Raw genomic sequence first — 15,448 nt, forward strand, 5'->3', positions numbered from 1 at the left:
ATCCCAAATCAGACAAGTAAACCTTGATATAGCTAGGTAAGTGGAAATTGCGATCTTCTTATTGAGGTACTGCTACTAGCAAAGATTTTCCGATACCCGCACAACGAAAAAACTATCGCACCTAGTGGGCGAGACTGCATTACTTCTCTTGTTAGTGGTTTCTTAGGTCTTAGCTGAAATTACAAATTTAAAGCTAATATTTTCAGTGATTGTGCCCAAAATTCATGAAAAAGAAGAAAACAGGTGGAAATGAAGATAAAGAATGCTTTATTTATAAGGTTTATGTAATACTTGATACGTTTTCATTAGGTTGAGGGCCCAGCGGCTGAATAATCCGTGAAGGTTCAAGTCCTCTCGGCCGCATCCCAATGATACCAAGGGTAATAGAGAGACCCTTGGTATTTTTTTGTGCTTATTTTTAAATGATCTACTGCCCACTTACCTAAAGTAAGTCATCTGCAGTAGACATCGCACAAATATTTTCATCATTTATAGTTAGCTACTAATGCCTCAAACTCCAATTTACAAAAGTAGAGAAAGTGCTGCTAAGCATGGAAGAAAACCAAGACTTCTAGGAGAATGTTTGCTGATGTTGAAGATTTTTCGATTGAAGTCACTGATTATCTCATAAACGAGGAAATTTAATGCTCTCTACGAAAATTAAAAAAGGGGAGATGATTGATGAAAATCAGCCGGGTTCTATTGGCTGCAGTGATTTTAGGTAGTGTATTTTCAATCACTTATTTCAAAGTGATCAAAATACTCAAAGTATCTGGACAATACTTTGCTTGGTTCTTATTTGTGGATAGTCGCCGTAACGAAAGCACTAAACAACACATTAAACAGATTCTTTTAATATGACGGACACATATGACAGTTTGCGATTGTCGAAATTCAATGTATAACCCTTGTTCAACTTACCAAGTTCAGTTAAAAGTTTGTTAAAATTGTGATAAATGCATGAAAGGATTAAATGTTCATATCGAAACATTAGGATTACAGGGAAGGGGAACAAATACATGTCGATTTACCATAAAGTAATTGGAGATGGATATCCGATCGTTATGTTGCATGGTTGGACACTTGACCATCAAGTGATGTTAAATGCAATGGAACCGTTATTCGAGAAACGAAGCGGTTGGAAGAGAATATACATAGACTTACCAGGTATGGGACATTCTAAGCCACAACCGTCTATTCAGAACTCTGATGATGTTTTAGAAGCGATATTGCGTCTTTTGGACGAGATTATTCCTGATCAACAGTTTATTGTTTGTGGTAATTCATATGGAGGGTACATTGCCAGAGGCATCGTTCGTTCACGTCAGGAAACAGTTCGTGGATTACTGCTGATGGCACCATTAACTATACCCGAATTCGATGAAAGGGTAGTACCGCAGAAGACTGTTCTAAAAAGAGACAGCGACTTGATATCACATTTGTCTTCGGAGGAGGCGGATGAATTTTGCTCTATGGGGATTGTGCAAGGTAAAACTGAATGGGAGAGGTTTCGGGATGAAATTTTACTTCCCTCTAAACAAACAAATTATGAATTCGTAAACAACATTCGTCAAAATGGATATGGGTTTACCTTCGATATTTCATCTAAACTTGAGTATCCCACGCTAATTATCACAGGGCGTCAGGACAATGTAGTCGGATACCACGATGCATGGCGATTAATAGAAGATTACCCAAGGGCAACTTTTGCAGTGCTTGATATGGCTGGTCACAACCTGCAAATCGAACAAACCGATGTATTTAATTCATTGGTTCACAACTGGTTAAACAGACTTGAGTCGGAAAATTTTTGATTGGTATAACTTTCTATAAGTGTGAGTTTTACTGTTACAATCCCAATTAATTAAACAATAATTAAGATAAGGAATATTGGGGTTTCCTATAATGTTTAGTGATTATTAGTATTTACTGTCATTGAGGGTAATTTAATCATTGATTAAAAATAAAACCATTATTTCATACCCGGTGCTACTTATTTCTGTTGTAGTCTGCATACTGATTAATAGGTAAGAAAAGTCGAAAAGGTATACGAAATTCGTCATACAAATTAAAGTTTTGAATGAAAGAGCAGGATTACTCCTGCTCTTTTTCTTTCTAATTGGGCTAGATTAAACGCAGACGGTTATTCCTTGGGAAAAACAAAAAAATTTCTTCTATCCATTGACTAGCTTGGCTTTAGCCGGGTTTCTACCACCCTGTTGGGCTTGTCAGATTTTAAAAAGGTATGCTACGTTTATAGTGTTTTGTTTCACCTGATTGTGGGGTAATAAAGATAGAATCAGTAAATAATTCTTAGGAACGACCTCAATCTTATAATAAACATATTGGAAGACGTAATGGAAGAACTAAAATAAAGGTTTAGGATACTTTTAAGAAATAAAGTTTTTTATCGATTGTGATCATATTCACAATAGAGCTGTATGAAGGGGAATCATTTCTCCAAATAGTCTGCAGAAAATACCAACCGCAGCCCGAGGATATGTCACTAACCGTTTTGGCTGGTATTATCTGTTGGCTGTTTCTCTTTTTGTTGCTTCTTGTATTATTTTTAGCCCAATCGGCAAAAATAAGTTAAGGAAACCAGCGAAAACACTGAATTTCATCCTTTTTCCTGGTTTACAATGTTATTTGGCGCTGATATGGATATTAGTCTAGTCTTTTAAGGTACAGTTGAACCAATCAGCCACTATGCCGTTAGCTCTCCATCAGGTGAAACAGAAACCCCCAGACTTTTAGAGAAGCATTACGCTATACATTCTGGGACTGCATGCTCGGACCGTTTATGCGCTTGTATAATGTGGATTTGATAATTAAGGAGTCGATATTATTAAATGAAGTTTAACAAGAAAAAAATTAACGTTGTAGACATTCAAAAAGCGAAGAAAAGCGTGTTTGCTACAGGGATAGGAAACGCGATGGAATGGTTTGATTTTGCTTTATATTCTTATTTGGCAGTTATTATTAGTAAAAACTTTTTCAGTCCGGTTCAAAACGATGAATTAAAGTTAATATTTACTTTTGCTACATTTGCAATTGCCTTCTTACTTAGACCGGTAGGCGGAATTATTTTTGGTAAAATGGGTGATAAATTTGGTCGGAAAATGGTATTAACAATTACTATTTTAATGATGGCTTTATCTACTTTAATAATTGGTGTGCTTCCTACCTATGATCAGATTGGTGTATGGGCCCCTATATTATTACTCTTTGCCCGTATTCTGCAAGGCTTTTCTGTGGGTGGAGAGTACGCTGGGGCAATGGTATATATCGCAGAATCTTCTCCAGATAATAAACGTATAAGGTTAGGCAGCGGTTTAGAAATCGGCACATTATCTGGTTATATAGTAGCTTCTGTTTTAGTTACAGTACTTTTCTGGACTTTATCTGATGTTCAAATGAATAGTTGGGGATGGAGAATTCCTTTCTTCTTAAGTATTCCAATAGGATTATTTGGTTTATATTTGAGAAGTCATTTAGATGAATCACCAATCTTTGAAAATGACATCTCTGAAAACCAAGAACAACAACCAGGTTTATTTGAAGTCATTAAAACATATAAAAAAGATATCTTTTTATGTATCGTATTTGTGGCATTTTTCAATATAACCAATTACCTATTGTTAGGGTATATGCCTTCTTATTTAGATGAGAACCTTGGTATAAGTGATAATATAAGTACACCGGTTACAGCAATTGTATTGATTATTATGGTACCGTTCGCTTTAACTTTTGGTAAACTGGGAGATAAATTAGGAAATAAAAAAGTTATAGCAATTGGATTAGTATTAGGAATTGTATTTTCGATTATCTCTTTCCAATTTCTTAATATGGGGAATATAACTTTCTTATTTATAGGACTTTTAATGTTAGGTATTGTATTATCTGTATACGAAGGTACTATGCCAGGATCTTTACCTACGTTGTTCCATACTGACATTAGATATCGTACATTATCCTGGACATTCAACTTATCAGTTTCTATTTTTGGCGGAACAACACCTTTAGTTGCTTCTTGGTTAACCCATGTGACAAGAAACAATTTGGCGCCGGGTTTCTATTTATTGGCAGTCAGTTTAATTGGCTTAATAGTTGTGTTAACCTTATTTAAAGATACTTCAGGTAAATCTTTAAAAGGTTCATACCCAACAGTTGCTTCTAAAGCTGAGTTTCAAGAAGCTGTTGAAAATCCAAAAGATTCACTGTGGTGGAAAATGGAACAAACAGAAAAGGAATGAAAAAAACATCCATTTAATTGAACGACTACTCGAAATACAGACTCAGAATAAGCTGGGATTATCCGAGCAGCAATGACTGCAGCTCTTTTATATTCTGGAGGGCTCACTGCTTTGCAAAAGCAGCGTTGCTATTCTCGATCGTCATTATTTTATTGGTTGTGTCCTAATAATAAAACATTGACGCAAGAACGAAGAGAAATTAAAAGGTCCGGGCAATACAGCAAAATAAGAAGCTTTGTTATGCCAGTTCTTCTCCCGAAGGAGAGCTGGCTTTTTATTTTCTATATGGGGTCCAAAGCAGAAAACGAGAACTTGTACGCTAACTAATCAACAAAGGTTTTTTGGATATGAAGAGGGTGAAGTGGTGAAAAAATGGAGTTTGTTGTGGAGTTAGCTTTTCAATTAGGGGGACATCTCAACAACAAAATAATAACCAGCCCGATTAAAAAGCTCATCAAAAGTTCCATTATTCCAATATACGATCCACTCAATTATTTGAGTGGATCTGTTTGTTTTTTATTTATTTGCAGCAGTCTCTATGTGACGAAACAATAGATGGATTAAAACCCTTTACGCAGCCAGGTTGCGGCAAGATCAATTGCTCCGCGCGCAGCTTCAGTTTTAGCTAAGGCGTTGAGCATCACGAAATCGTGAATGATACCTTGGAAACGTACGGCAGTGACCGGAACACCAGCTTCACGAAGTTTATTGGCATATGCTTCTCCCTCGTCACGAAGTACATCAGCTTCAGCTGTGATAATCAATGCAGGTGGAAGCCCTTGAAGCTGCTCAGCAGTTGCACGCAGAGGTGATGCTGTAATTTCAGCACGCTCGTTCGAATTGTTTGTGTACTGATCCCAAAACCACATCATCGCATCCTTGCGCAAAAAGTATCCCGTAGCAAACTGCTGATAGGATTCCGTATCGAAAGAAGCGTCTGTTACCGGATAGAAAAGTAATTGTTGCCGGATATTCAAGTCACCTCGTGCTTTGGCCATTAGCGTGACAGCAGCAGTCATATTGCCTCCAACACTATCACCTGCAATTGTTAGACTCTCGGGAATCATGCCGTTCTCACGGCCATTTTCAGCTGCCCACTTCACTACTGCATAGATTTCTTCAATGGCTGTCGGATATTTTGCTTCTGGAGATAAGGTGTAATTTGGAAAGACAATAGCAGCTTGTGCTCCGACTGCTAGCTCACGGATGAGCCGATCATGTGTATGCTCATTACCAAATACCCAGCCGGCCCCATGAATGTACACGATGACAGGAAGGTGCGCAGGTGCATTCTGCGGGCGCATTATTCTTACTGATACCTGTCCGCTCGGTCCTCCTGAAATCATAATATCTTCAATATCAACTGGCAGTTTATCAATTGGGTCAGATTGAACCTCATCTACAGCTTCTCGTCCTTTCTCAGGTCCAAGGTCGAATAGATAGGGTGGGTTCGCGGTTGCTTCTGCAAATTCTTGAGCTGCTTTTTCTAATTGTACTTTCTTTAACATCAATCTCACTCCTTATTTGAAGGCTGGTCACCTATATGTTTTAATCAAATTTTTTTATTCTATTACCTATTGATCTTGGCATCTTTCGTCTTATATTGCTGTTGTAATGATTTGTACATCAATATTTCCGCGAGTAGCTTTAGAATATGGACATACTTGATGAGCTGCATGTGTTAATTCTTCCGCTTGCTCTTGAGATACCCCTTGAATTTCCACCTCCAGAACAACTCCGATTTTATAACCATTATCACTTTCATCTTTTAATAAACTTACTTTACCGGTAACAGCTGATTCGATTTTTAATCGTTGTCTCTGGGCTGCTAAATGAAGAGCACTGTCATAACAAGCTGAATAGCCTGCTGCAAATAATTGTTCTGGATTTGTAGCAGTGGATACTTGATTTCGTTTTGGCATAGCTAAATCCAAATCAATAATAAGATCATTAGATGTTACATGACCTTCTCTTCCGCCTTTTGTTGTAGCTTCTGCTGTAAAATATACTGTCATCATCAAACACTCCTATAAATTAAATTTAACACAATTGAATTTTAATCAATATAACAAGCGTTGTCAATTAAATTTTTGAAAATTAAATTGTTCTCAATTTAAATTCGCAATTAAAATCCTCTAAATGATTGATTAGACTAAAATAAAGAACAGTTTTCGGCAGTTTAAAGTTAGTGTACATAATAACCACATTGAGAAAATAGGAGATCATATTATTGGTGATAGATTCTTTCTGATTTTGCATAAGTTATGATTAATTAAATTGTTAGTCATTCAATTTTACTTAATGTAATTCTTATGCTATTATGTGTAGTAATGAATATAAATATTGTGAGGGATTTAACATGAAGAATGATAAATTACTGTTAAGTAATCATCTATGTTTTGCGATTTATGCAGCTTCCCGTGAAATGATAAAGTTATACCATCCTCTCTTAAAAGAATTAGGAATTACGTATCCACAGTATTTGGTTCTTCTTGTTTTATGGGAGAGGGAAAAAATATCTGTTAAAGGTTTAGGCGAAGAATTATATCTGGACTCCGGAACATTAACTCCAGTTTTAAAACGACTTGAGGAGCGAGGTCTTATTATAAGAGAACGTTCAAAAGAGGATGAACGAAGTGTAATTATTACGTTAACAACTGAAGGGAATGAGTTTAAAGAAAAAGTCACAATGATACCTAATGCAGTATTTGATAAAACCGGTTGTAATGAAGAAGAAATTAAAAGTTATAACAAGGAAATTCGTAATTTACTTCACATGCTGACAACTGAGCAATAGTTTTATGAATATAGATGGTGGCCCAGCGGGTGATAACCTGCGGAGGTTCAAGTCCTCTCGGCCGATCCCAATGACACCAAGGGTTTTGACACCTTTGGTATTTTTTGTTTATAGACTTACTATAGTAGGTCGTATGATTTGTCAGTCACCTTCATCCTTCTGCTGACTGCGGGCAGCGGTAGTAAATAGGATAATGCAATTAATGAAGTGATTAAGCAGGAGAAGAAAGTCAGAAAAGAAATGCGAGCAGATTCTGATGAGTACAAGAGAGATAACGCCATAATTCGTGTAATGATGACGGGCAGTATATTCAGCTTGCGTTTTATCAGCCGGAAGAAAGTTCTCGCAAGCTTACTGCTTAAAAATCCATTTTTTTTAATCAAAAAATCAATATCAATTCGGGGCTGGATTCAATATGATCCAGTCCCTTTTTGTTTTATTGATTTTTCTTATCCCCAGTCTGATAAAAGATTTTCTGTGAATCATTTAACAATTATTGGCCGATTTTTCTTTTTCGATAATATCCTTTACCACATCCTCAATTGTTATATGTCCAAGAGCTTTTTCCAAGGCAGATTGGGCGAGTTCAAATATTGGACCAATTGTACTTTGAATGTTCCGGCCTACAGGACATTGAGGATTGGGATTTTCATGTATACTAAACAATTCTTTATCTTGAACAACATTTACTGCTCTATAAACATCAAGTAAGGTGATTTCAGTTAAATCCTTCGCTAATTCAGCTCCTGCAATACCTGGCCGTACATTTACTAAACCTGCTTTTTTCAGCATCCCCATAATTTTTCTTATTAAGGCGGGATTTGTATTTACACTTCCAGCTAAAAATTCAGAAGTGCTAATTCCGTCTTCATTTATTTCAATAAGAGCCAATATATGAATTCCTACAGCAAAACGGCTGCTAATAGACATGATTTCTTCACCATCCTAATTACTTTACACTCTTTATAGTACACTTGTAACTGAATGTATTACAAGTTTATTTCACTCTAATATGCTCAATTAACAAGATGATAAAAGTATTGACAAATAAATAAGGTGTAACTAAAATTATTACATGTAATCAATATGGTTACATTTAAAATTTTGAATGATTAGGAGGACTTTAAATTGAAAATTGGAATCATTGGTGCAACCGGAAAAGCTGGAAGTCTTATCTTGAAAGAAGCGGTAAGCAGGGGACATGAAGTAACTGCAATTGTAAGAGATGCTGCAAAACTTAAAGAGGAAAAGATCTCAATCATTGAAAAAAATATAATTGATCTGACATCGGATGATCTAAAAAAGTTAGATGTAGTAGTTAATGCCTTCGGAGCTCCATTAGGAGAAGAACAGGCACATGTAGATGCTGGCCGGGCATTAATTAGGGCATTAAAAGGAATGGGGACAAGAGCCGTAATTGTAGGCGGAGCAGGGAGTCTTTATGTAGACGAAAATAAAACTGTCAGTGTAATGGATACACCAGATTTCCCGGAGATTTTTATTCCAACAGCTAAAGGGCAAGGTCGTAACTTGCAAGAGCTAAAGGAGACTTCTGATATGAACTGGACATTTATCAGTCCTTCAGCGGTATTTGACCCAGACGGGAAAAGAACTGGGTTTTATCAGTCAGGAAAAGATCATCTTCTTGTGAATTCGAAAGGCGAAAGTTATATCAGCTATGCAGACTATGCAATTGCAGTATTGGATGAAATAGAAAATCCAAAACATATAAATGAACGCTTTACAGTTGTGGGAGAAGCTGAATAAGTTATTGAGTAAGAAACAAAGGTGCCATTAGCGTCATTGCTAATGGCATTTTCCTTTTAAGAATGTACGGAGACATTGAAAACTTTGCAATCAGAGTAGCTGATTATTTTTATGAAAAAGGGGATTTATCATGTTCCAATGAATATTATCGAACTGATGACAGAGCAGGTGCTTAGTGAGTTGGATCAAAAAAATACGTATAAATAGCTCTGACTAAAACCTTTGCGGGTTAGTTAGAGCTTTTGTAAACCCACTCGTTTTCATGAGTGGGCTTTTTAAAAATACACCTCTCAACATGATATTTATTATTAAGTACGGTAAGGGGTCCGTCAAAACTTCTAAATTACAAATGAAGGTTCTCACTAAAAAACCTGCCGCACGTTTAACAAATAAAACATGAATGAACATATTATTAATTTGCAGTTATTTCCGTTTCGTGCTATGATAAAGGAGAATTATTTTTGTTCGTGTAAAGGATAGTATGAATATCGACTTTTCGTCTTGATGATACTTTGGGCAAGGATAGTAATACAATGTGTAATACACTAGGAGGCAACAAAAATGGAACAAGGTACAGTTAAATGGTTTAATGCAGAAAAAGGTTTTGGATTTATCGAACGTGAAAATGGAGACGATGTATTCGTACACTTTTCTGCAATCCAAAGTGACGGATTCAAATCTTTAGACGAAGGTCAAAAAGTAACGTTTGACGTTGAGCAAGGTGCTCGTGGAGCTCAAGCTGCTAACGTTCAAAAAACTGCTTAATCTTCAATCGTTTATACAAACAGGCTCTTTATATAGGGCCTGTTTTTTTATGTTCTCTGTATCATACTGAATAAAAAACCCTACTCAACGTTCGAGTAGGGACAGATGCTACAAGGTAAGAAAAAGGTTTAAAACCTCAAAGGATTGTTTACAGTATAACATACCGGATTGACGATATGTGGAATATATAAATGATTTGTTTTTATGTTCTCAAGATAACTGTATGTTATTCTATTCTTTGTTACAATTCGTATATCTCTTTTATGAAAAGAAGATAAACAACTGCTATTCACTGTCGCAAGAGATGTAAGGAATTCTTAAAGATAAAGAGGGGAGTGGTTGTTTTTTCTTCCGGAAATAATCACTTAGACCTAAAACAATGAAAGCCCTGCCTCTCTTCCATCCTTACGGCTCCTTGTCCGTGCCAGTGTGAATCAGGATTACAAAAATCAAGTGACTATTTCATCGAGAATTCAAGTGTTCGTTGAAGAAAAAATAAAACAGATTAGATTGAGGAGTAATAAAAGCGGTTAATGTTTAAAAAGTAAGTTGAAGAAGTTGAACGTCTAATCGTAATATTCTGAAAAAATATCTATCGTTAACCTTAACAGAAACTTTTTATTTGTTTTTCAGTGATTCCTTTAATGACTTCCAGTTCACTAATCAAAAATTCATATGCATTATCCAACATTTTTTTTTCGCTTGAATTAAGTGCTTTTTCTTTCTTCATTCGCATTAAATCACGTACAACTTCAGCACCTTCTTGTATTTCACCCGTTTTTATTTTGTTCGTGTTTACTATATACCTTTGTTTCCACGGCAGTAACCTATCTGATTCTCCATGCTGAAAAATGTGTATAATGTGTTTTAATGCACGTATATCAGTAACTGGCCGTATATTTGAACTCGATATTTTACGCGTTGGAATCATAACTGTCATATTACTGATTGACATTCTTATGACATAATACTGTTGTTTTTCCTCTAAGAATTGTTTTTCTTCTATGGCTTCAATCGTACCTGCTCCGTGCATTGGATAAACAATGTTATCGCCAATTTGAAACATATAATCCACCTCCATATATGGGAACTTAACTTAAGGTTACCATATATGAAGTGAGATATCAAATTTTCAATAATAACATGATCGTTTATTTGTGTCAATAACTTTTTTTGAAAAAACAACATCAAAACAAGAGGGAACCTTTGGGATTCCTAAAAAAGGAAGGTCAATTGGTCGGGATATATCTTGGAATCTCGACTAATTAACAGAGATCAGTTTTTCGTTGAAAATGAGTTATTAAATATCCTTTAGGAGTTCATGCCTTGACATCAATGACACGTTTACTAATCTATATGGGCACAATTTAATCACCGATTTTTAACCATCATTCATGAAAACATAGTAATGAAAACAAGCTTTCATAACCTTAGTGTATCTGCCATTCTTCTGCGTGCGGCGGAATTAGATATGATAATTCGATTAATGAAATGATAAAATAGGAGAAGAAAGCCAGAAAAGAAATGAGTGCAGATTCAGATGAGAAACACAAGAATAACTCATCATGATCGTATTCGTACACATTTTTACAGAGGAGGACAATTATGATTGGAATACTGGCAGGCATGGGGCCAAAATCTACTGGGCCATTTGTAGATAAAGTCGTAGACGAGTGCCAAAAAATATATGGAGCAATACATGACATGGATTTTCCTCATATGATGATTTATTCCTGTCCGACACCTTTCTACATGAATAAACCTCTCAATCATACGGACATGGAAAATGCAATTATTAAGGGTGCTGTAAAGCTTGAAAAAACGGGTGTTGATTTTATTGCCATTCCATGTAATACCGCACATCTCTATTTTAATCAAATAAAAAAATCGATTTCAGTCCCTTTACTAAACATGATTGATGAAACCATAAAAAAAATACCTAAAGGCTCAAAAAAAGCAGCTCTTTTAGCCACCGTTCCTACGGTTCAATCCGGAATATTTCAAGAAGCGTTAAACAGAGAAGGTTATGATTTTTTACATCAAGATAGTTGGCAAATCTATGTCAATCAAATAATAGAAAAGATTAAACAAGGTCAAATCGATGAGGCTAGTACACTATATGATGAATTACACCGTGAATTAGCAGAAAAGGTTGATACGGTTATCATTGCATGTACGGATTTAAATATGGTTACGGATCAAAAAAGAAGCGGGCTTACCTTTGTTGATTCATCAGCCTGTCTCGCTCAAGCCATTGTAAATAAGTATGTATCATTAACAAAATAAGTCATCTGATTTATCAGCAAATTCAGGGCGCTTTTTTTCCTTTAAAGCGCCCGGATTCGGCAGATACATGATCCTCAATTACTTCTTTGAATGTAACTTCCCCGCGTTATTGTTCTTTTAACATTGAATACTTTCGATACGCTTTATAGAAACTGCAGCCAAATAGAACAGCCATAAGGGCGGGAAGCGACCTCAAAAGGGCAAATGGAGTTTCAAATAAAAATGCCTTCCAAAACATTGCGCCTTCCATACTCCACAGACCTTCAGCTAAATACAAACCTGAATTCGTGTAAATCATATTACAATAAAACAAGCACAGTAACCCAAAACAAGATGAAAAACTCATTAGTCTTTTATAATAATTACTCTTTGACTGGCGATCCGAGAAGATTTCATTTTGATCATCATCTTCTTTTTGCCAATATCGAGTTCCAAGCCCCCAAGGGCCATTTATATAACTCCAGCCGAAGTCTTCATAGATCTCTTTGTAATCTTTAAATTTTTTCTTTGATAAATAATCTTGATAATCCAGTCTCATCACATATTTTTTGTCGGTTTTTTCGAAAGTGTATATTCCTAATCCGCTGATATTTGTACAGCGATAGCCTTTTTGTAATTGCTCGTTCAGCCATTGCTCCTCTTTTTCAATATCAAAAAACATCTTAAATTTCTTCATTCGATTCACTTCCTTCGTGCAGGGATAAAATATGCAGTAACCTGTTTTGTTCCATCTTCAAAATGGCGCTTCCTTCCGCAGTTATCTTATAGACTTTTCTCCGGCCTGATTCTCCAACAGGCTCAATCCAGCCATGCTTATTCAAGTTTTCAATCGCGCCGTATAATGTGCCGGCCGCTAAAATAACAGTTCCGTTACTCATCTTTTCGATCTTCTGCATGGCGGCATAGCCATGAAGCGGCTCACGCAGAGCTAATAAAATATAATGCATGGTTTCAGACAGCGGTAATAATTTATGTTTCATATCCTCATCCTCTATTCAGTTCGACTATATAGTTAAACTTAATACAGTACAACTGAATAGTCAATGGTCTTTTCAAAATTTGTAAAAGGAACTTGAAAATCAAACCTAAAAAGTCGCTTTTTTTACGTAATGGGAAGCGACTTTTTGTATGTCCATATTAACGTCAAAAGAATGTATCCCGGTACGTAACTGTTTTCCGATGTAACAGTGTCGTTTATTTTCAATGTGATTTTTTACGGTAAGAAAATCATCAAATTGAAAGGGGATGAAAATTAATAGTTGACTCAAGCAACTGTTTCGATTACGATGGAAAAAGTTGCTTAAGTCAATCTTTTGGAGGAGGTTCATCCAATTTGGAAACAAAACGTGTTTTGGCATTCAGACAATTTAATAGATTTTATACAGATGTTTTGGGTTTTCTAAATGAACATATTTATGACAGTCCATTCTCTTTAACGGAAACCAGGATTTTATACGAAATTTATAATACGCCCGATTGTACAGCAAAAATCATTCAAGAAAGGTTAGACCTGGACAGAGGATATGTAAGCAGAATCATCAGAAAATTTGAAGAAGAAGGCTTCATATACAAGCAAAAATGCAGAGAAGACGGACGCAACCATTTCCTTTATGTCACCGAGTCAGGGAAAAGTATTTATAAAAGCCTGGAGAAAAAAGCTAATCATCAAGTTGAATATATCCTTGAACGCATAGACAAAGAGGAACAAGAAAAACTTGTACATTCAATGGAAATCATTCAAAACATTTTGCAGCATTCTTTTTATGATAAAGAATCTCCGATTTCAATAAGAGACTATTATACTTCAGAGGATGTCAAAAACATAATTGAGAAACAGCGATTATTTTATGCCGAATCCCATGGCTGGGATGAAACATTTTTATCCTATCTTCACGATACGTTTAAAGCGGATATTGAAAAAATATGGGTGGCAGAAAGCGGGAATCAATTTGCGGGTTGTATCGGCTTAGTGAATGACGATGAAAAAACAGGTCAGTTAAGGTGGTTCTTAGTCGATCCGTCATTTCAAAGAAAAGGTGTCGGCAGCCGTCTGATTAAGGCACTTGTTCAATATTGTAAAGAAAATGGATACGAGCGTATATTTCTTTGGACGGTAAGAGACATGTCAACAGCCCGGCCATTGTATAAAAAGAATGGATTCGAAATTACAGAAATTCATGAAGAAAAACCTTTATGGGGATCAAATTTAATAGAAGAGCGCTGGGATTTGGAATTATAAAGTGAGGGGGGATAGGATGCGAATAAAATATCACTATGCATGGATCATTGTGTTTGTCACTTTTTTTACCTTTTTAGCAGTTCAAGGCGCGCGTCTTTCATTTGGAGCTTTTGTTGAACCATGGGAAAAAGATTTTTCTATGAATAGAGGAACAATCTCACTTATTTCCACTCTGAGTTTTATCATATATGGCATATCTCAGCCCATAATAGGGAGGCTGGTTGATAAATTAGGTCCCCGAATGATTTTGTCAGTCAGCACTTTCGTAGTCGGGATCAGCTTTATATTGACTTCTTTTGTAAATCATCCATGGCAATTATTTATCCTTTACGGAATTGTTATCTCAGTCGGTGTCGGAGGGGCATCCAATGTAGCCGCAACAGTTGTTGTTACAAATTGGTTTAATGAAAAACGCGGACTTGCTTTTGGAATTATGGAGGCAGGGTTTGGCGCGGGTCAGATGCTTCTTGTTCCCGGCTCTCTCATTTTGATTCAATGGTTTAACTGGAAGTTAACTGTAGTGATTTTGGGTCTGCTTTTAATGGTTATTGTGTTTCCTGTCATACTGTTATTTTTACGGAATCATCCTGGCGAGATGGGGTTATCTCCTATGGGCGGTTTTATGAAAGCAGGAGTTGAAAGTGAACAGCATACGGCCCGCTTTTCTGTTTGGGCTGTGTTTTGCAAGAAACAATTCTGGTTTTTAATATTACCTTTTGCTATATGCGGTTTTACAACTACAGGGCTGATGGATACTCACCTTATCCCTTTTTCTCATGACCATGGATTTTCAACAAGTGTAACCAGTGCCGCAGTTAGTGTATTGGCGGGATTTAATATATTGGGGATAATCATTTCAGGAATTGCGGCAGACCGTTGGAGCAGTAAAAAGATGCTTATTCTTTTATATGCCATACGCGCATTATCAATTTGTATCCTGTTATATAGTCATCATCCGGTCATATTACTTATTTTTGCCACCCTGTTTGGACTAGTTGATTTTGCAACTGTAGCCCCTACTCAAATGTTAGCCACGCAATATTTTAAACAATATTCAGTTGGTTTTATTTTAGGCTGGTTATTCCTGAGCCATCAGATAGGATCAGCGCTGGGAGCTTATGTACCGGGTTTTCTCTATAGTGAAATGGGTAACTATGATCTTTCTTTTTATTTTTCAATTATTATTTTGTTGGGAGCGGCAATATTTACTTTCTTACTGCCTGAAACGGTGAAAATAAAAAAAGAGCAAAAACCGACCGATTCAGCTTCAAATGAAACAGTATCCCAGCGTGTGAATACCCCGTGAAGGTCCAAATCCTCTCAGCCGCATTAAAAATA

General features: G+C 36.2%; 14 protein-coding genes and 4 pseudogenes. 12 read left to right on the forward strand and 6 right to left on the reverse strand.

Annotated elements, in window-relative coordinates; translation table 11 throughout:
- Positions 1-570: 570 nt before the first annotated feature.
- The 6 genes and pseudogenes from ACWJJS_RS16900 to ACWJJS_RS16925 all read left to right on the forward strand — a co-directional run.
- Positions 571-725, forward strand: a pseudogene (locus ACWJJS_RS16900) (tetratricopeptide repeat protein); the annotation flags it as partial.
- Positions 682-809, forward strand: a pseudogene (locus ACWJJS_RS16905) (hypothetical protein). The pseudogenes ACWJJS_RS16900 and ACWJJS_RS16905, both read left to right, overlap by 44 nt.
- Positions 766-905: pseudogene (locus ACWJJS_RS16910) on the forward strand (IS1595 family transposase); the annotation flags it as partial. The pseudogenes ACWJJS_RS16905 and ACWJJS_RS16910, both read left to right, overlap by 44 nt.
- 114 nt (positions 906-1,019) lie before the next feature.
- Complete coding sequence (locus tag ACWJJS_RS16915) at positions 1,020-1,814, forward strand: alpha/beta fold hydrolase (RefSeq protein ID WP_369614648.1); 795 nt, start codon at positions 1,020-1,022, stop codon at positions 1,812-1,814.
- A gap of 634 nt (positions 1,815-2,448) precedes the next feature.
- Positions 2,449-2,814: pseudogene (locus ACWJJS_RS16920) on the forward strand (BCCT family transporter); the annotation flags it as partial.
- Between the two features lie 38 nt (positions 2,815-2,852).
- The gene (locus tag ACWJJS_RS16925) at positions 2,853-4,256 is read left to right on the forward strand and encodes an MFS transporter (protein ID WP_060563133.1); all 1,404 of its coding nucleotides are present in this window, start codon (positions 2,853-2,855) and stop codon (positions 4,254-4,256) included.
- Between the two features lie 560 nt (positions 4,257-4,816).
- Here the strand turns inward: ACWJJS_RS16925 and ACWJJS_RS16930 are convergent.
- Positions 4,817-5,764 (reverse strand): alpha/beta hydrolase, encoded by a 948-nt coding sequence (locus tag ACWJJS_RS16930; protein ID WP_369614649.1) that lies wholly within the window; start codon positions 5,762-5,764, stop codon positions 4,817-4,819.
- Positions 5,765-5,854: 90 nt separating this feature from the next.
- Positions 5,855-6,274 (reverse strand): organic hydroperoxide resistance protein, encoded by a 420-nt coding sequence (locus tag ACWJJS_RS16935; protein ID WP_070081408.1) that lies wholly within the window; start codon positions 6,272-6,274, stop codon positions 5,855-5,857.
- A gap of 341 nt (positions 6,275-6,615) precedes the next feature.
- Between ACWJJS_RS16935 and ACWJJS_RS16940 the strand changes: the two genes are divergently transcribed.
- Entirely contained in the window at positions 6,616-7,053 is a 438-nt protein-coding gene (locus ACWJJS_RS16940) for a MarR family winged helix-turn-helix transcriptional regulator (protein WP_369614650.1), read from the forward strand.
- Between the two features lie 486 nt (positions 7,054-7,539).
- Here ACWJJS_RS16940 and ACWJJS_RS16945 read toward each other — a convergent pair whose 3' ends face one another.
- Positions 7,540-7,983, reverse strand: coding sequence for an Rrf2 family transcriptional regulator (locus tag ACWJJS_RS16945; RefSeq protein WP_071181553.1), 444 nt, complete (start codon positions 7,981-7,983; stop codon positions 7,540-7,542).
- A gap of 198 nt (positions 7,984-8,181) precedes the next feature.
- Between ACWJJS_RS16945 and ACWJJS_RS16950 the strand changes: the two genes are divergently transcribed.
- Positions 8,182-8,820 (forward strand): NAD(P)-dependent oxidoreductase, encoded by a 639-nt coding sequence (locus ACWJJS_RS16950; RefSeq protein ID WP_057080632.1) that lies wholly within the window; start codon positions 8,182-8,184, stop codon positions 8,818-8,820.
- A gap of 561 nt (positions 8,821-9,381) precedes the next feature.
- Positions 9,382-9,585: a cold shock protein CspC gene (cspC, locus tag ACWJJS_RS16955; protein WP_003156143.1), complete on the forward strand. Its 204-nt coding sequence runs from the start codon at positions 9,382-9,384 to the stop codon at positions 9,583-9,585.
- A gap of 604 nt (positions 9,586-10,189) precedes the next feature.
- Here the strand turns inward: cspC and ACWJJS_RS16960 are convergent.
- Positions 10,190-10,651, reverse strand: coding sequence for a CarD family transcriptional regulator (locus ACWJJS_RS16960; protein ID WP_060563139.1), 462 nt, complete (start codon positions 10,649-10,651; stop codon positions 10,190-10,192).
- A gap of 539 nt (positions 10,652-11,190) precedes the next feature.
- Between ACWJJS_RS16960 and ACWJJS_RS16965 the strand changes: the two genes are divergently transcribed.
- On the forward strand, positions 11,191-11,871 hold the full coding sequence (locus ACWJJS_RS16965) for an aspartate/glutamate racemase family protein (protein WP_146283802.1): 681 nt from the start codon (positions 11,191-11,193) through the stop codon (positions 11,869-11,871).
- A 106-nt stretch (positions 11,872-11,977) separates the two neighbouring features.
- On the opposite strand, the gene ACWJJS_RS16970 is transcribed toward ACWJJS_RS16965, so the two are convergent.
- Together ACWJJS_RS16970 and ACWJJS_RS16975 are read right to left on the reverse strand one after the other, a co-directional pair.
- Entirely contained in the window at positions 11,978-12,547 is a 570-nt protein-coding gene (locus ACWJJS_RS16970; protein ID WP_369614651.1) for a DUF2812 domain-containing protein, read from the reverse strand.
- Complete coding sequence (locus ACWJJS_RS16975; protein ID WP_014304415.1) at positions 12,534-12,851, reverse strand: PadR family transcriptional regulator; 318 nt, start codon at positions 12,849-12,851, stop codon at positions 12,534-12,536. The genes ACWJJS_RS16970 and ACWJJS_RS16975 overlap by 14 nt, the downstream gene beginning before the upstream one ends.
- Positions 12,852-13,204: 353 nt before the next feature.
- On the opposite strand from ACWJJS_RS16975, the gene ACWJJS_RS16980 reads away from it, so the two are divergent.
- Together ACWJJS_RS16980 and ACWJJS_RS16985 are read left to right on the forward strand one after the other, a co-directional pair.
- A complete protein-coding gene (locus tag ACWJJS_RS16980) occupies positions 13,205-14,110 on the forward strand; it encodes a bifunctional helix-turn-helix transcriptional regulator/GNAT family N-acetyltransferase (protein WP_454023724.1) in 906 nt (301 codons plus the stop codon).
- A gap of 16 nt (positions 14,111-14,126) precedes the next feature.
- Positions 14,127-15,416 carry an MFS transporter gene (locus ACWJJS_RS16985; protein ID WP_454023725.1) on the forward strand — a complete coding sequence of 430 codons (1,290 nt, stop codon included), beginning with the start codon at positions 14,127-14,129 and terminating at the stop codon, positions 15,414-15,416.
- The last annotated feature ends 32 nt before the right edge of the window (positions 15,417-15,448 follow it).

The sequence above is a fragment of the Bacillus sp. JK106 genome (assembly GCF_053663355.1).